At 51.3% G+C, this 16,340-nt stretch carries 14 protein-coding genes; 7 read left to right on the forward strand and 7 right to left on the reverse strand.

Features of this window, described 5'->3' with window-relative positions; genetic code table 11:
• Nucleotides 1-126: 126 nt before the first annotated feature.
• The 4 genes from fmt to B7990_RS00705 are packed head-to-tail and all read left to right on the forward strand — an operon-like array spanning nucleotide 127 to nucleotide 4,629.
• Entirely contained in the window at nucleotides 127-1,050 is a 924-nt protein-coding gene (gene fmt / locus B7990_RS00690) for a methionyl-tRNA formyltransferase (RefSeq protein WP_088639159.1), read from the forward strand.
• Entirely contained in the window at nucleotides 1,044-2,321 is a 1,278-nt protein-coding gene (locus B7990_RS00695; RefSeq protein ID WP_088639160.1) for a transcription antitermination factor NusB, read from the forward strand. The genes fmt and B7990_RS00695 overlap by 7 nt, the downstream gene beginning before the upstream one ends.
• Nucleotides 2,318-2,920 carry a hypothetical protein gene (locus B7990_RS00700; protein ID WP_088639161.1) on the forward strand — a complete coding sequence of 201 codons (603 nt, stop codon included), beginning with the start codon at nucleotides 2,318-2,320 and terminating at the stop codon, nucleotides 2,918-2,920. Before B7990_RS00695 ends, B7990_RS00700 begins: the two co-directional genes overlap by 4 nt.
• The gene (locus B7990_RS00705; RefSeq protein WP_088639162.1) at nucleotides 2,920-4,629 is read left to right on the forward strand and encodes a hypothetical protein; all 1,710 of its coding nucleotides are present in this window, start codon (nucleotides 2,920-2,922) and stop codon (nucleotides 4,627-4,629) included. The genes B7990_RS00700 and B7990_RS00705 overlap by 1 nt, the downstream gene beginning before the upstream one ends.
• Nucleotides 4,630-4,661: 32 nt before the next feature.
• Here the strand turns inward: B7990_RS00705 and B7990_RS00710 are convergent, their stop codons facing one another.
• From B7990_RS00710 to aroE, 7 genes are all read right to left on the reverse strand, one after another.
• Nucleotides 4,662-5,816: an A/G-specific adenine glycosylase gene (locus B7990_RS00710; RefSeq protein ID WP_088639163.1), complete on the reverse strand. Its 1,155-nt coding sequence runs from the start codon at nucleotides 5,814-5,816 to the stop codon at nucleotides 4,662-4,664.
• 57 nt (nucleotides 5,817-5,873) lie between these two features.
• Complete coding sequence (locus B7990_RS00715; protein ID WP_088639164.1) at nucleotides 5,874-7,304, reverse strand: glycosyltransferase; 1,431 nt, start codon at nucleotides 7,302-7,304, stop codon at nucleotides 5,874-5,876.
• Nucleotides 7,267-8,049, reverse strand: coding sequence for a phosphoribosylformimino-5-aminoimidazole carboxamide ribotide isomerase (hisA, locus tag B7990_RS00720; protein WP_088639165.1), 783 nt, complete (start codon nucleotides 8,047-8,049; stop codon nucleotides 7,267-7,269). The genes B7990_RS00715 and hisA overlap by 38 nt, the downstream gene beginning before the upstream one ends.
• Complete coding sequence (locus B7990_RS00725; protein ID WP_088639166.1) at nucleotides 8,049-9,098, reverse strand: hypothetical protein; 1,050 nt, start codon at nucleotides 9,096-9,098, stop codon at nucleotides 8,049-8,051. The genes hisA and B7990_RS00725 overlap by 1 nt, the downstream gene beginning before the upstream one ends.
• 102 nt (nucleotides 9,099-9,200) lie before the next feature.
• The gene (locus B7990_RS00730) at nucleotides 9,201-10,184 is read right to left on the reverse strand and encodes a GDP-mannose 4,6-dehydratase (protein WP_088639167.1); all 984 of its coding nucleotides are present in this window, start codon (nucleotides 10,182-10,184) and stop codon (nucleotides 9,201-9,203) included.
• Nucleotides 10,185-11,807 (reverse strand): 3-dehydroquinate synthase, encoded by a 1,623-nt coding sequence (gene aroB / locus B7990_RS00735; RefSeq protein WP_088639168.1) that lies wholly within the window; start codon nucleotides 11,805-11,807, stop codon nucleotides 10,185-10,187. It abuts the gene before it with no gap.
• 1 nt (nucleotide 11,808) lies between these two features.
• Nucleotides 11,809-12,726 carry a shikimate dehydrogenase gene (gene aroE / locus B7990_RS00740; RefSeq protein ID WP_088639169.1) on the reverse strand — a complete coding sequence of 306 codons (918 nt, stop codon included), beginning with the start codon at nucleotides 12,724-12,726 and terminating at the stop codon, nucleotides 11,809-11,811.
• A 290-nt stretch (nucleotides 12,727-13,016) separates the two neighbouring features.
• Here aroE and der point away from each other — a divergent pair, with 290 nt between their 5' ends.
• The 3 genes from der to B7990_RS00755 all read left to right on the forward strand — a co-directional run bounded on the left by der (nucleotide 13,017) and on the right by B7990_RS00755 (nucleotide 16,254).
• Nucleotides 13,017-14,444 carry a ribosome biogenesis GTPase Der gene (gene der, locus B7990_RS00745; protein ID WP_085490876.1) on the forward strand — a complete coding sequence of 476 codons (1,428 nt, stop codon included), beginning with the start codon at nucleotides 13,017-13,019 and terminating at the stop codon, nucleotides 14,442-14,444.
• Entirely contained in the window at nucleotides 14,392-15,018 is a 627-nt protein-coding gene (gene plsY, locus B7990_RS00750; RefSeq protein WP_176407159.1) for a glycerol-3-phosphate 1-O-acyltransferase PlsY, read from the forward strand. The genes der and plsY overlap by 53 nt, the downstream gene beginning before the upstream one ends.
• Nucleotides 15,019-15,222: 204 nt before the next feature.
• The gene (locus B7990_RS00755) at nucleotides 15,223-16,254 is read left to right on the forward strand and encodes an NAD(P)H-dependent glycerol-3-phosphate dehydrogenase (protein WP_088639171.1); all 1,032 of its coding nucleotides are present in this window, start codon (nucleotides 15,223-15,225) and stop codon (nucleotides 16,252-16,254) included.
• Nucleotides 16,255-16,340: the final 86 nt, after the last annotated feature.

A 16,340-nucleotide genomic window follows, 5' to 3' on the forward strand; every position in this document is an offset into this window, starting at 1 on the left:
GCCGACGCTTTTATTCTCTCAACGATTTGTTTCTGTTTCTATAGTTATTTAAACTTCTCGCTTATACTAGAGCAAGTGCTTTTTGTATAAGACTTGAAATGCTTTCTAATAGCTATATTTCCTTGCATGAAAATTGTATTTATGGGAACGCCCGCGTTTGCGGCTCAATTCTTGGAGCATCTCGTTGCTTCCGATAACGAAGTTTTAGCTGTTGTCACACAGCCCGATCGCCCGGCAGGCCGTGGCCGAGTGCTTACGCCTCCGCCTGTGAAAGAGGCTGCGCTCAAGCACAATTTGCCGGTCTTGCAGCCGACGGACTTGAAGTCTCCTGAATTCGAAGCTGACCTCCGCAAGTACGATGCCGACCTCTATGTCGTCGTGGCGTATTCCATCTTGCCCAAGAACATCTTGGGAATCACGAAGTTTGGTGCCGTGAACGTTCACGGTAGTTTATTGCCGAAGTACCGTGGTGCCGCTCCGGTGCAGCGCGCTATTGCCGATGGCCTCAAGGAAACTGGCGTGACCGTTTTCCGCCTGGACGAAAAGATGGACCACGGTCCGATTCTTGCACAGCGCACTGTCGTGATTGACCATCAGGACACAACCGCAAGCTTGCTCGACAAGATGGTCGCTCCGGGTTGCGATGCCTTGGACGATGCTTTGAACCAGCTTAAGAACGGTTGCGAAAAGGATTTGACGCAAGACCACGCTCAGGCAAGTGGCGCTCCGAAAATCAAGAAAGAAGAAGGCTTGATCGACTTCAATTTGCCGGCTCGCACGATTCACAATCGCATCCGTGCGTTCAATCCGTGGCCGGGTGGTTACGGAAAGCTCGGTGGCCGCATGGTGTACTTGCGCCAGACGGACACTCCCGAAAACGGTCCGAAGCTTGCGCCAGGTGTTGTCGAATTCAAGGACAACCGACTCTTTGTCGGCACTGGCGAAGGCGTTCTCGAAGTTCTCGAAATTCAGGCCGAAGGCAAAAAGCCGATGCCTGTGGCTGACTTTATGCGTGGCATTCAAAAGCGCGAGGGACTAGAGTTTTGCTAACGGAACGTGAAGAAGCCTATCGAGTCCTTTTGCTTTGGCAAAAAGATGGCTCGTTCATTAAGGAAAGCGGACTTTCTCCATTTGCGATGGAACTTGCTCTGGGCGTTTGCCGCAGGCACTTGTACCTTGAATATTTCGTCAAGTCGCTCACAAAGAAATTGCCATCGCTCGAAGCTCGCGTGATTCTTGAAATGGGCCTCTTCCAGATGTTCTTTATGGACGTGCCGGATTACGCTGCCATCAACGATAGCGTGGAACTGGCAAAGTCTGTAAATCTCGGCGAGAGTACTGCGCGTCTTGTGAACGCGGTGCTTCGCACTGCTCGCCGTCAAGGCGAGCCTGCGCTTCCGCCGCAGCGCGTTCGCCGCGTGAGCGTCGAGAATTCTGTGCCCGAATGGCTTGTGCGTCGCTGGTTCGACGTGTACGGAGGCGACCGCGCCGAAGCTTTGGCGAAGGCGACTCTGGAGCGCCCGACTGAATGGATCCGCGTGAACTTGCAAAAGACGAGCGCTCCGGTGCTTGCCGAAAAAATCGGCATTACGGGCGCCTCGATTCTCTACGACCGCTTTATTGAAATCCCGCGCGATGTGGGCGTGAAGCTCCTGCTTGCGCTTCCGGAATTTGTGAAGGGTGAATTCTCGTTCCAGAATCCGTCTGCATTCGAAGTTGTGAAACTCCTCGACTTGAAGCCTGGCTTGAAAGTCTGGGACGCTTGTGCTGCTCCCGGCGGCAAAACCGCACTCATGGCAGAAATGGATAGCTCGCTTGAAATTCTTGCGAGCGATTCGTCCGCCTCGCGCCTTGAAAAAATGCAAGACCTGATGAACCGCCTCGGCCTTACAAACATCAAGACCGAAGTCATCGACCTTGCCCCAGCCCAAGCTCCCGCGACCTCCCCGCAGCATTCCTCTCTCGTCTCTCGTCTCTCGTCTGAGGCTAAGTTCGACCGCATCCTCCTCGATGTCCCGTGCAGCAACATGGGCGTAATCGCTCGCCGTCCGGAATCCGTCTACCGCATGACACCAGAATCCATCAATGAAGTTGCTGAACTCCAGTTCAAGATTCTCGAAAATGCATCTGCCGCACTCGCTCCTGGCGGGCGCCTCGTGTATGCTACATGCAGCCCTGACCCGACGGAAACGACGCGCGTCATCGCCCGATTTGTCAAGGCTCATCCCGAATTTGTGAAAGTTGGCGAACCCGTCTTGCCGGGCCTCAAGGATTCCCGCCTCGACGGTTTTTTTGCACAAGCTTTGGAATACAAAAAATGAAAAAAATCATTACGATTCTAGCATTAGGACTGGCGTCGATTTTGCATGCCGAGGATCCGCTAGCGTTTAGAAACGACTCTGCGGCGGTTGCAAACGATATCTCATTCTCACATTTGTCCGTTTTCCTTGAAGGTGGCGAAATCTACCCGATGGGAGACCTGATGGATGCTGTCGAAAACGCTTTGTATGGTGGCGTTGGCGTTCGCTACACTTACTGGGAAAATGTAGATGGAATAGTTATGTTCCAGTACACATATTTCAAGCCGATGACCGACATTTATTATGATGGCGTTCACCAGTTTATGGGACGCGTTGGTCTAGAGTGGAAATGGCCTCTCATTCAACCCGTTGCGCTGGGTGCCGGCTTTACATGTTCCTGGACTCGAGCCGATGCTGAAGAACACCTTTATTCAGCTTATGGTGGAACGTTGACGGATAACGAAACCGAATTTGGCTGGTATGCAAGAATTAGCTTGCCTGTAATCAAACGTGAAAAGTTCAGTGTTGGCTTCCATGTGGCCTGGGAACAGCTTTGGACTCTTCCTAAACGCTCTAATATGTTGTCTGCGGGAGTAACTCTCGAAAGGAGTATTTGGTAATGAACTCCTTTGTCAAAAAATTTGTTTCTGCTTTGGCAATTTCTGCAAGTTTTGCCTTTGCTTCTGTTGATGCCGAAATGGAAGGTATGGACGTTGTCTCCCGTGACGACGGTACTTTCTTGATCGCTTCTCCGACATTCTATTTTGATCGTGCTTTAGGCGCTGGCGGTATCCATTCCGAAAGTGAATTGTGGACCCCGCGTAAGTTGCGCTATCGCCAGCTTCTTAATCGTTTGTCTGTGCTGCCTAGTTGGAATCCCGTTGAAACGCCTTCGGTGTGGATGAAAACGGGAAATGAATTGGGTGATTTAATTTATCAGGACTTTATCACGGATCCAAGTGAACGTCCTGTGAATAGAACTCCAATCTTGGAAGTAGGGGCTAGAACTCCTGAATATCGCGGATTCTGGGCAACATTTCGCTTGTTCCAGGATGACCATTACTGTTATTCCTCATCTTATTCTTATCGAAAAAATTTAGTTGATAACAAATTCTCGTTCTTTGGTGAAAATTGGCCTATGTTCAGTTCTGCTTATGGCGGACTTGGATATACGAACGATTTTATAAATGCATCTATTCTTGCGGGAAAGGAATATGTGTGGATCTTTTCCGAAAGTTCGAGATGGATTCCTGTGTCATACTCGCCTCGAATCGAAGCCCGTGCGGATTTCTGGAATTTTTCTACGACATTAGTTTTTGAAAATGCAAACTATCAGGATAAACGAAAAAAAGAAACTGGTGAACGTAAAGAAGTAAATGGTTCTATAGTTTATAGTTGCGGTGAAAATTGTAAACGAGGAATGCTTCAGCTTTCTGCTGGTCTTGCTTTCCGCTTTGTTGGCGATGAGGGCACTGTCTATACAGGGCTTGATGAAGATCGCGTCTTGTGGCCTTTCCTTGAAATGAGTATTCGCCCTACGGATGAACTCAGGTTCGATGTGATGTTTGGCGTGAATAACAGGGATTGGCTTATTCAGGATAGCATTGAGTACCAGGTACCTGTATTTAATCGGTTGAATGTTTCTGTTGGCGCTAAAAATATTGCAGGAACTCGCCTGAATCCGATTGCTGACACGTACGAATATTTTGATGGCGATACGATTTCGCTTGCTGCAAATGGCCGTATGAATTTAATGCAAGGTTATGTTCGCTTTGAAGATTCTCTAACGAATTTTCTTGTTTTTGGTGCTCGAGGCAGTTTCTGGGCTGAACATGGTGCCGAAACTTTTAAAACAGAAAAATTTGTTAAGGATAAAATCTACACGTTCCGTCATGGCGATGTTGGCCGCATCAATTCCTGGATCAAGGGCGTTACGGGTGAATTTTGGCTAAAGCTCCGGTATGGGGAACTGTTTAACTTTACGGCGCTTACAGGTTTTGAACGCATTGATGGAGATGAAAAACGCTTTGAAGTGAATCCGTCAGAATTCTTTGTTTCGTTTAATGCCGACTGGATCATCAAAAAATCTTTCCGTATATCCCATTCCTTGCGCTATCGAAGTGATGCCGAATGGAACCTGCGTTACAAGGATCCATACATAGTAAAGGGTGACTGGTTCTGGGATGCTACTTTTGAGCAACGTTTCCCGAAGTGGGGAATTTCTCTCGCAGGAACCATCGTCCAGGCTCTGGGCAAGGAAGTGGTGGAAGCTCCAAATGGTGAGTATAGCCGAGTGCGCTTCTTCTGTACTGCAAAGAAGGCGTTCTAATTTGTCATGCCTGCCTCAGAGCAGGCATCTCCTTAAAATACTTTTTTCAAAGCTTTTAAACTGAATGAATTCGCGAAAGTCTCAAGGGCTTTTGCTTTTTCTATCCATTCAAATGCGGATGGCTTGTCGCTGTTTGCAATTTGCCTTGGCAAATGTGCGACATTTGCTTTTGTTGAAAGCTGCACATGCAGCACATCGCATTCGATTTTATGCACCGTGATGCTATGGCGAAATGTTCCGCAGTGTTCAACGGATTTGACTTCATCGGCGTTAATGTAATCTTCCGCTTTGGCCGGGAGCGCAACTGTAGCATGGCGAGAACTTTCAAAATGCGGGAGTGCAAGCTGCTTGTCCAGGAATTTTTGCCCGCCGTTTACTGCAAGAATCTTGGCGTCCGTGCTCTCGACAACAAGCACTGTTCCGTGCCAGCTTTTATCGGTACGCTTCTTTGCGGGCGGGAATTCTGCGGTGCGGCCATCTAGAAACGCTCGGCATTCTTTATGGAGCGGGCATGTTTCGCAAAGCGGTGATTTCGTCTTGCAAACAGTTCGTCCGAGTTCCATCAGCGCTTCGTTGTGCATGTATGCTTTCGGGGAATCCGCCACTTCCCGCGCATATTCCCAATAAATCTCGGAGGCAGATTTTTCTGTCATGCCTGTTTCGTTATTTGTCATGCCCGATTTAATCGGGCATCTCCTTTTTGGGGCTTTATCCGTCGGCAGAAAAGCAAGCTCGTACAACCGGCTGAAAATCCTGACCAGATTTCCATCCAAGATTGCTTCGCGTTTATGGTAGGCGAGGCTTAAAATGGCCCCAGCCGTGTATGCTCCGATTCCCGGCAACGCTTCCAGTTCCTTGCGCGTTTCGGGCATCTTGTTCTGATGAGACGCGACAATCTTCGCTGTCTTTAAAATATTCCTGGCGCGGCTGTAATACCCAAGCCCTTGCCAGTACTTAAAGACGTCGGCTTCCTCCGCCTTGGCGAGCGTTTCCACATCCGGGAAGCGCTCCATCCATCGCGTAAAATAATCTTTGACTGTCGAAACCTGCGTCTGTTGCAACATCGTCTCGCTAATCCATACTGCATACGGATCGCGCAGCGCATCCAAGTCCGCAGGCCTCCACGGCAATTCCGCCGCGTTCGCCCTGAACCACTCGCGCAAACGTTTCAACGAATCTGGAGTCATTTGTTGATTGTCTTTCGTCTCTCGTCTGTAGGCGCTTTGCGCCGTTCTCTCGTCTAACTAAATCCCGTACACTTCCCGCTTGAGCTTTCTAAAGAATTCAAACTGCGTCTTGGTCGAGCTTGCAAGCGTGTAGCGTTCGCTGCGCTTGTGGCTGTCGATGCGCATCTGTTCGTAGACTTCCGGTTTTTCGAGCTTGATGGTTCGGCATTCTTCGAGTGTGTCCATCCACTTTGCTTCGTCAATCGGCAAAATGCGTCCGCAGCTGTCGTCCTGCACAATGTCGTGCGGGCCACCGTAATTGCTTACGATGGCTGGCGTTCCTGTAGACATCGCTTCCACAACCACATTGCCGAACGTGTCCGTCGTGCTCGGGAACAAGAAAAAGTCTGCATTCGCATAAAGGCTTGCGAGCATCTCGCCGCCCTGTTCTCCTGCAAAGCAGACGCTCGGGTTGTCCTTGAACTGCTTCTTGATTTCTTCAAGATACCAGCCGTAGCCCACGTACATGAGTTCCACATCGTCGTGCTTGGCCGAGAACTTGCTCCATACGGAGTTCAAAAATTCCAGATTCTTTTCCTTCGAAATTCTACCGATAAACGCAAATCGCACGGGTCTCTTGGCGCGGTCGCTGCCGAATTTTTCCCATGCTCCGTTTCCACGCAATGATGGCGAAAAACGCTCTAGCGGGAGTCCACGGGGGAGAATCTGCACCTGGTTTGCGGGAACTTTCAAGTCTTTTTGCAAAATGTTGGCATAGTCATCGCACGGGCTAATGACCGGGCGCGCCATCCAGTAGAAAATGCGCATGAGCCAAAGTACGTATGTGTGCATCCACTTCGCCTTTACAAGCGTCTTTGCGTAAGTGGGCACGTCGGTGCGATAATGGCTAAAGACCTTGATGCCGGCAAGCCATCCGCAAAGGCAGATGACCCATGCGCCAGGGCTTGGCGTTTCAAGCTCAATCATGTCGATGGGGTAGCGCTTGAGCAATCGCAGTGCTGGCGAAACGCGCGGAAGCGCAAGTTCGCTGTTGGCGTAGCCGAGCTGTTCCATGCTGAACAGGCGCGGCAACAAGATGCAGTAGCTGTTTTCCACGACTCCGCACGGGCGTGTGTTGAATGCGCTCCCGGCGAGGTAAGCCTTCATGCCGTGAGCGCGCATATACGGGATCACGTTTCTCAAGTTGTTTGCAATGCCGTTCGTCTCGTCCAGGTTGTCCGAGTAAAACAGAATGCGCACATCGTCCGGGTCTCTGCGTTTGCGTTCTTTTTTCAAATAAAAGCGCAATTTCAGGAGCTTCGGCAGGTTTGTTATCGGTGTGAGTGCAACAAGTGGCGGAATCCAGCAAGTGCGGATATTTCCGGGTGGTCTGTGGTCAAACGAGAACATCTTGCGGAAGGTGCTTGTGACCTTGCGTCCAAAAATAGCCGGGCGGGAATCGAGCTTGTCGCTAGCCTTGAGCTTTGTTGAACTTGACGCAGTCGTCATACTTCACTCCTTTGCCGCCGAACAAGTCTAATGCACTACCAATGGTGAGGTCTACCTTTCCGTTCGAAATTTCTTTGCAATGAATCAAGTCTTCAAGCGATTTTGCACCACCTGCATACGTCACAGGAATCGGGCTATTCTCGGCGAGGAACATGATGAGCTCGTCGTCCATGCCCTGCTGCTTGCCTTCGACATCTGCTGCGTGAACCAAGAATTCATCACAGCTCTTGGCGAGGTCTTCAAGCGTTTCCTTGTTGATTTCGATATCGATAATCGTCTGCCAGCGGTTAGTCGCAATTTTCCATTGCGGTTTGCCATTGACAATGCCTGTGCGCTTGCAGCTCAAGTCCAGAATCAGGTGTTCCTTGCCGACTGTCTTTACTAGTTCGTCAAGGCGCGAACGGTCGAGTTTTCCGTCTGGAAAAATCCAGCTCGTCACAATCACGTGCGAAGCGCCTGCGTCAATATATTCCTTAGCGTTCTGGGCGTTGATGCCACCACCAACTTGCAGCCCCCCTGGATACGCCGAAAGCGCGTCCTTTGCTGCGCTCTCGTTTCCCTTGCCAAGCATGATCACATGCCCGCCTTTGATACCGTCTCTTTTGTAGAGTTCGGCGAACCATGCGGATGATCTGTCTGTTTCAAAATTTGTCTTGAGCCCCGCTCCGCTATCGGAGAGTGAACTTCCGACGATCTGCTTTACCTTGCCATCGTGCAAATCAATGCACGGCCTAAATTTCGTCATTAGTCCTTGACCCCTGTAATAGCCCAGTCGATATTCTTGCCGAGACCGTTCTTGCTTCTGCCGCGGTAGAACAGCACTTCGCCGCCTGCGGCAATCTTCATGGCCTTCTTTGCAAACCAGCCGTCAATCTTGTCCAAAAGCGATGCCTTCTGCAATACCTTGTTCACGGGGAACACCATTGCCGGGACGCCGTTCTTCCATTCAAAGGAGAGCGTGGTCTTCGGGAACTTCTTGCCGTTATAATCGGAACCGCCTTCCTTGACCTTTGTCGGGATGGCGACCTTCATGCCCTGCGGACCGTTGTAAAGTGCATAGCCCATAATCTGCCCATCCGTCGTGAGCGTAATGCGTCCGGCGTACATCGGCGATTTGTCGCTTGTGCTAAAGTTGATGGTGCGCGATGCCAGTTCGGTTGCCTGTGCGGTTTGCCATGTCTGGTCCATGTAGGCGTAGCCCTTGACCGTCAAAGTATCTTCGTTGTAGGCAATCTTGCCTGTTACGCGACCGTACGGAATATGAATGTACTGGGCGAACTTTTCCTTGCCGAATGTCCAGGTGCCGTTTCCGGGAACCATGCCTTGGACGGCGCTTTCGAAAGTCACGTCAAGGAGGAACTTTCCGCCCTTGTCGGCGCTGTAAAGCACACGGTGGCCCTTGCCCGGCTTGTTCTGGAGCATGTATTCGCCCTTGATGTCGATCGTAGCCTTTTCTTTGCTTGCGACAAGGCGTTCCGGCGGGTACTGGCGGCCGACAGAATAAGTTTTACCCTTGAAGTTCCAGAAACTCAAGTCGCAGCCAATCTTGCGGCCCGAACCCGGTACGTGAAGCACGGAATAGTTCACAAAGGCGCGAGTGCCGTTGTCGAACACGAACTGGTAACTCCATGTCTCGTTAAATTCCTTGGTGATTGCCTTGTGGGGCATAAAGTCGCTTACAGTGAGGGCTCTGTCGCCACCCTGTGGTCCTGTAACTTCTGCGGCGTGAGTTGTCGCAGAAATAGCAAGCAGGGTGCAAATCCCCAAAACAATATTTTTTATTTGTAATCTCATACTTGAAAAAATAAAAAAAAGCTGTTCCAGAGGAACAGCCTTATTCTAGAAATTCGCTGAATGGCGGTTATCGCGGAATGAACTGCCGATAAACGGAATAAGTTACAGTCTAAGGTCGCGGCCCATGCCCATCTTGAGTTCCACGCGGCGGCGGACCACCATTTCGTTGAACAAGTCCGAGAGGCAGTCTTCCATGCAGATCATGGGCTTCCAGCCGAGATTCATGATCTTGGTGGGGTCGCCAATCAAGAGCGGAATGTCGTTGCAGCGGTCGTAACCCGGGTCAAAACGGAAGTCCACGCTCACGCCGGAGATGTCCACGAGCATTTCCACGAGCTCGCGGAACGTGTAAGACTTTCCGCAGCAGATGTTGAATGCTTCGCCGGATTCGGCGGTATTCAAAATCTGGATGGCGGCGCGGGCAACGTCACGGACGTCAACTACGTCACGGCTTACGTCGAGGCTTCCCGAATAAATGACCGGTTCAGCACCGTAATACTTTATCTTCACTAGCTGGTAGGCTATGGAAGGGATTACAAAGCGGCGGCTGTGATGCGGACCCGTAAAATGGAATGGGCGGGCAAATACAATATGCAAACCGTTTGCGTTGCGGAACTGGTTCCCGAGAATTTCCATGCATGCCTTGGATGTGGCATACGGAGTAAGCGGGTTAGGAGGGTCCGTTTCCTTGTGCAGGTAAGTCAACTGCTGTTCCGTTCTGCCGTAGATTTCGCTACTGCTGAGGAGCAAGACTTTTGCCTTCGGCACAACCTGTCGAACCGCTTCGAGAAGCGTCTGCGTACCCAACAAGTTGATGTTGAGCGTTTCATAAGGCTTCTTGTAGCTAAGTCCCACAGAGGACTGGCTTGCCAAATGGTAAATGTGCGTCGGGGAAACTTTCTGAATCATTTCCAGCACATCCCTGAAGTCCAGCAAATCACCGGTCAGGTACTGTACTCCTTCGACCTTTTGCCACGGCTGCGGAAGCTCATCACTGAAGCTGTACAGCTCGTGATTGGTGCCGCTTAAGTTAGATAGAATACTGTACCCAAGTGATCCCGTTCCCCCGGTAACCAATATGCTCATCTAAACCTCACTCGCCTGGATGGCTTTCCAGGCTTCTGCAATAATACCCTTATCAATATTACAAACTTTTTCGACCTTTCCGATCTTTGTAGGCAAAATATAAACTCTAGTGCCTTTTTCTGCTTTCTTGTCAACCGCCATCGCAGCCCATGCCGCTTCGACATCCGTGTTGTACGTCTTCGGGAATCCGAGATCATCGAGCAACTTGTTTTGACGCTGTTCGTCTTCTTTCGAAAGCTTCCCGAGGAGCACTGCGGCGCGTGCGGCCACTCGCATGCCCAGAGAAACGGCGATACCGTGGCTGTAAAGCTCGTAATGCGTGAGCTTTTCAATGGCATGACCGAAAGTGTGACCGTAATTGAGGATAGCGCGGAGGCCAGCTTCCTTCTCGTCGATGCCGACCACTTCGGCCTTGATTTGGCAGCTGCGGAAAATCATGTGCTTCAACACGTCAAAGTCGTGAGCCTTGATCTTTTCGACGTTGTTTTCAAGGTAGGTGAAAAATTCTTCATCGTAAATCACGCCGTACTTGACGATTTCGGCAAGGCCCGCAAGGTATTCGGTTGGGGGGAGCGTGTTCAGCACAGAAATGTCGCACACAACTGCTTTCGGCTGGTAGAATGCGCCAATCATGTTCTTGCCTTCGGCATGGTTCACGGCAACCTTGCCGCCAACGGAACTGTCGACCATCGACAAGAGTGTTGTCGGGAACTGCACAAACGGAATGCCGCGCTGGTACGTGGCGGCGCCAAAGCCAGCCATGTCACCTACGACACCGCCGCTGAACTGCAAAAGGCAGCTCTTGCGGGTATAACCGCGGTGCAGCATAAAGCTGTAAAGCTGGTTTAAGTTGTGGAGCGTCTTGTGGCCTTCGCCGGCCTGGAACTTGAAAATCGGGCAACGGCCTGCCTGGCCGCGCAGTTCCGAAAGCTTCGTGTTCTGTTCCTTGGCAATCGTCGTGTCGGTGCAAATCAAGAATTCATAAGTCGGGGCAAGGCGTAAGCCTTCAAGCATAATGGCCGCATCCGGCACAATGTTCTTGCCGATGAAAATCGGGTAGCGACCGCCTTCGCTTGGGTGCACGTCAAGCGCATGGCTTTCCCAGAACTTGAGCATGTGCATGATGCGTTCCGTGACGTGCGTTTCGGAATAGTCGTTCGAGCTTTCGACGCTAAAGTCCGCATTGGCGTAATTCTTTTCGCGGTCTTTCAGCATCTGCTTGATCTTTTCGAGGCGTTCTTCGTCCGAGAGGTTCGCGAGGAGCGGGCGCGTGTTCTTGCGGCCAATGCGTTCCGAAAGCACTTCGGGCTTTGCCCACAGGCGGATAATCGTTCCGTTTTCGCGGATGACCTTCAAGTTTTCGGCCTGCGTGAGAGCGCCACCGCCGAGAGATACAACGAGAGGCTTTTCGCTCTGTGCAATTTCGGCAATCACGTCGCGTTCCATCTTGCGGAATGCGGCTTCGCCTTCTTGTTCAAAAATTTCGTTGATGGACTTGCCGGCACGTTCCACAATGACGTTGTCTGTATCGACAAACGGGCGTCCGAGGCGGTCTGCAAGGGCGCGACCCGTGCGGCTCTTGCCGCTGGCCATGAATCCGGTAAAGTAGAGATGCTTCTTCATATTAGCCCTGCATTCCTTTGCGCATAATCGCAGTAAGTTCTTCGTTTGTTTTGTTTTCGGTTTCCTTCGGGAACCACTTTTTAAAGCTTTCGAGCCCCTGGTGGACTAGCATTCCTTCGCCCGTGACGATCTTGCAGCCGTTCGCTTCGGCCATTTGCAAGAGTTTGGTGCGTGGCGGCGTATAGACGATGTCGCAGACAACCTGACCTTTGTGCAGACATTCGTCTGTAATGGGGGAGGCGTCAACGTTTGGGCTCATGCCGACCGAGGTTGCATTGATGATGATGTCAAAGTTTGCAGAAATACTTGCAAAATCGCCGAACGTCGTGACTTGAACGGTCGTGAAATTCTTATTGCCTGCTTTGCCCGACTGGAAAAACTTGTTCAGTGAACCCGCGAGCGTATCACCTTTTTCCTTGGTGCGGCAAACAATGGTAAGCTCGTTTCCTTGTTCCACAAGCGTAAATGCAATCGACTGGGCTGCACCACCGTTTCCGAGCAGTGCAATTTTTTTGTTCGATGGATCGACCCCATTCTCTTCGAGATTGCGTACACAACCGTAAGGGTCCGTCGTCGTTCCGCAAAGTGTTCCGCCGATAATCCCGTCTTTCCAGTATAGCGTGTTCACACTGCCGGTGAACTTCGAAATTTCCGAAAGTTCATCCACCAGGTGGGCAGAACCGTCTGCATTGAAGAATTCCGTCTTGTAGGGAATGGTGACATTTGCACCGTGGAACTTCATCGCCTTGAAGCCTTGAATCGCCTGGGCGAAATTTTCCGGTTCGGGTGCGTAGGGGAGATAAGCCGCATTGATGCCAAGGGCGTCAAAAAGGGCGTTGTGCATGGCGGGCGATTTGCTGTGAGCAACCGGATGCCCGAAAATGCAAAGAGTTTCCGTCTTTCCGTTTATGGAAGCCAAAGTAACCTCGTATGTCCTTCCCACCTGTGGGGAAAAACTCTAAATAATACACTACAAAGATATATTATTCTAGATAAAAAATTATGCAATAAGAAATTAACAGTGGGTAGTAGGCAGTAGGAAGTAGACAGTAGGAAGTAGACGGTAGGAAGTATCATTCCCGCCGAATCCTGTCATGCCCGCCTCTGAGCGGGAATCTCCTTTTTTATTGCCTTCATTCCTAATTCCGAAATCCTAATTCCTAATTGCCCGCTACCGCCCCCTAGACACAATTTCTATATTTGTGCCCAATGAAATTACCTATCGTTTGCATAATTGGACGTCCGAACGTCGGAAAGTCCTCCCTCTTCAACCGCATTCTTGGCCGCCGTGCTGCCGTGGTGAGCGACCGCGATGGTGTTACCCGCGACCGTCATTACCAGAATGCGATTTACAAGGGTCACGAATTTACAGTCGTCGATACGGGTGGATTCTTGCCTGATGATTCTATCGACGTCTTGGCGGACAGTGTCCGTACCCAGATTTTCAACGCTGTGAACGAAGCCGACCTCGTGCTCTTCATGGTTGATATCCGCGTGGGCATTACCAAGCTCGACCAGCAGTTTGCGCGCCTCATTCGCAAGCTCGATAAGAAGGTCATCCTCGTCGCAAACAAGAGCGAATTGCAGGGCGACCGCCAGGAAAGCTACGAATTTTTGAAGCTTGGCTTTGGCCAGCCGCGTACGGTCAGTGCCCTGACCGGCTACGCTTGCCTCTCGCTCTTGGACGAAGTGGTCTCCGTGCTCCCGACGCCGGTGCGTGGCGAACGCCGCGAAGAACGCCCGGTGCGTTTTGCTATTCTCGGCCGCCCGAATGCTGGCAAGAGCACACTCCTCAACCGCCTGTTGAACGAAGACCGCGCCGTGGTTTCCGACATTCCGGGAACGACCCGCGATTCCATCGACTGTGACTTTGTCGTTGACGGACAAAAGTTTGTCGTTACCGATACCGCAGGCCTTCGCAAAAAGGCCCGCGTCGAAGACGAAGTGGAAGTCTTCAGCAACATGCGTACGCTCGAAAGCATCCGCCGTTCTGACCTGTCCGTGCTCGTCGTCGATTGCACTCGCGGCATGGAAATCCAGGACTACCGCATCATCACGGAAATCCGCAAGGCCGGTAAGGGCCTCGTCGTCGTGCTGAACAAGTGGGATATCCTCCCGAACAAGAACGACAAGTCCTTCGATCACATGGTCAAGGAACTCCTCGAACGCGAACCGATGCTTGAATTTGTACCGATTCTCTCGATCAGTGCCAAGGAAGGCCAGCGCGTAGGCCGCGTGATTCAGGCTATCCAGACCGTCTATGCCAACTGCCGTCGTGTGCTTGGCCGTGACCGCGTTGCCGAAAGCTTTGCGAACTTCTTGCAAGAAAAGGCTCCTCCGAGCCACAACGGCCGTGTGGTCATGCTTACTCGCGCCTGCCAGATCATGGTGGAACCGCCGGTCATCGACATCGAAACCCGCACGCCGGAACTTGTCGACGAATCGTACAAGCGCTACTTGCTCAAAAAGTTTTATGACGAATTCCAGTTGCAGGGCGCTCCGCTCCGCCTGAATTTCGATAGAAAGTTAACCCTCAGAAAGGATGAAGAACTTGAACAGTTTACTGAGTCTTCCAATAGCGTACTTGCTGGGGTCGATCCCCAGCGCCATATGGATCGCAAAACTCGCGAAAGGTAAGAATTTTGATATTCGTGACTACGGCTCCAAGAATGCGGGCCTCACGAATACATTCCGTGTGCTCGGCTGGAAGCCAGCTCTCCCGGTCGTGTTCATGGACCTTTTGAAGGGCTTCTTTGGACCGTTTATCGCTCAAAAAATGTGCGAAGCACAGGTCGCCGCTGGCGGTGCCGATTACAGTGCTTGGGTGCCGCTTGTTGCTGGCCTCCTCGTGATTCTCGGTCACAGCTTCACTTGCTTTGCCGGTTTCCGCGGTGGTAAGGGCGTGCTCGCTGCGCTTGGCGTGTTCCTCGCCATTTCACCGCTCACGGTTCTTTGCGCATTTGCCCTCTGGATTCTCCTCACGGTCACCACGAAGTACGTCTCCGTCGGTAGCATCTTTGGGTGCGGGCTTCTCGGCGCACTTTCTGTGTTTGGCTATGTCTGCCCGGAATACTACTTCGAAAGCATCAATCTTGGCCAGATGATTCTCGCCGTGATTGTCGCCGTGTTCGTCATCGTGAAGCACAAGTCGAACATCAAGCGCCTCCTCAACGGCACCGAGAACGGCTTCGGCTCCAAGCGCAAAAAGTAAGTAAGAAGTGGGCTATGGGCTCGCTTGCGATGCTCGCTTTGGGGTATGAGGCTGTTTTTATAGCTTTATACTAGGTCTATATTCTGTAAATTATATAGATTATAGCGAAAAGGTCGCATTTAAAAGCCCAAAGCGTAGCGTGCTCACACCTCAAAGGGAGCCGTAGGCGACCGTGCTCATAGCTTTTAATAAGGAAACGATATTATGAAAGTTACAGTTTTAGGTACCGGTGGCTGGGGTCTGACCCTCGGTCAAGTTGTTTACGAAAACAAGAACGAACTCACTTTTTGGACCAATTCCCAAGCAGAAGTAGATCTTCTCTCCACCGAACACCAGTACAAGGACAAGCTCCCTGGCGTTATTTTCCCGGCTGATTTTAAGTACACGACCGATATGCATGCAGCTCTCGAAGGCTGCGACATGGTCCTTATCGTCGTTCCGTCTCAGTTTATGGCAAGCGTTGCTGCAAATCTTGGCTCCTGGACTCCTGCAAAGGGCAAGGAACCGATCGTCGTCTGCGCCACGAAGGGTATTCTCGAAGGCACGGACCAGCTCATGAGCGAAGTCATCCTCGAAAAGGTTCCTTGGCTGACCGAAGACAAGATGGTTGCCTTTAGCGGTCCGTCTCACGCCGAAGAAGTGAGCCGCCATGTGCTGACCGCCATTGTCGCTGCCTGCGTGAACGAAGACTCTGCAAAGATCGTGCAGAAGGCGATGAGCTGCTCTTACCTCCGCGTCTATACTTCGACTGACATCGTCGGTGTTGAACTCTGCGGTTCCGTGAAGAACGTGATTGCAATTGCTTCCGGTGTGCTCTATGGCCTCGAAGCTAGTGGCAAGTTCAAGATCGGTGATAATACCCGCGCTGCAATCCTTACGCGTGGCCAGGCCGAAATGTGCCGTTTGGGCAAGGCTCTTGGTGCAAAGCCCGAAACGTTTGCGGGCCTCGCCGGCATGGGCGATCTCATTGTGACGTGCCTTTCTCAACACAGCCGTAACCGTTATGTGGGCGAACACATTGGTAAGGGCGAAACGCTCGACCAGGTTCTTGCTGGCATGAAGATGATTGCCGAAGGTGTGCCGACTTGCCGCAGCACTCGCGCTCTCGCCAAGAAGCTCGGCGTAGAAATGCCGATCGTCGAAGCCGTTTATCAGATGTTGTTCGAAAACCGCAAGGTTGAAGATGTGGTCAAGGAAATCTGGGGCCGCGAACTCAAGGCTGAAAATTGGGCTTAGTTAATACAAACTAATGAAATTTGGCTCCCGCGATCGTTTGACCGCGGGGCTTTTTTATCTCGTCGTCCTGAACTCGTCATTCTGAG

Source organism: Fibrobacter sp. UWB4, assembly GCF_002210345.1.
Lineage (GTDB): Bacteria > Fibrobacterota > Fibrobacteria > Fibrobacterales > Fibrobacteraceae > Fibrobacter.

Coding starts and splice junctions, on each gene's coding strand:
- fmt (WP_088639159.1), top strand. CDS start 127: ATGAAAATTGTATTTATGGGAACGCCCGCGTTTGCGGCTCAATTCTTG.
- B7990_RS00700 (WP_088639161.1), top strand. CDS start 2,318: ATGAAAAAAATCATTACGATTCTAGCATTAGGACTGGCGTCGATTTTG.
- B7990_RS00705 (WP_088639162.1), top strand. CDS start 2,920: ATGAACTCCTTTGTCAAAAAATTTGTTTCTGCTTTGGCAATTTCTGCA.
- B7990_RS00710 (WP_088639163.1), bottom strand. CDS start 5,816: ATGACTCCAGATTCGTTGAAACGTTTGCGCGAGTGGTTCAGGGCGAAC.
- B7990_RS00715 (WP_088639164.1), bottom strand. CDS start 7,304: ATGACGACTGCGTCAAGTTCAACAAAGCTCAAGGCTAGCGACAAGCTC.
- hisA (WP_088639165.1), bottom strand. CDS start 8,049: ATGACGAAATTTAGGCCGTGCATTGATTTGCACGATGGCAAGGTAAAG.
- B7990_RS00725 (WP_088639166.1), bottom strand. CDS start 9,098: ATGAGATTACAAATAAAAAATATTGTTTTGGGGATTTGCACCCTGCTT.
- B7990_RS00730 (WP_088639167.1), bottom strand. CDS start 10,184: ATGAGCATATTGGTTACCGGGGGAACGGGATCACTTGGGTACAGTATT.
- aroB (WP_088639168.1), bottom strand. CDS start 11,807: ATGAAGAAGCATCTCTACTTTACCGGATTCATGGCCAGCGGCAAGAGC.
- der (WP_085490876.1), top strand. CDS start 13,017: ATGAAATTACCTATCGTTTGCATAATTGGACGTCCGAACGTCGGAAAG.
- B7990_RS00755 (WP_088639171.1), top strand. CDS start 15,223: ATGAAAGTTACAGTTTTAGGTACCGGTGGCTGGGGTCTGACCCTCGGT.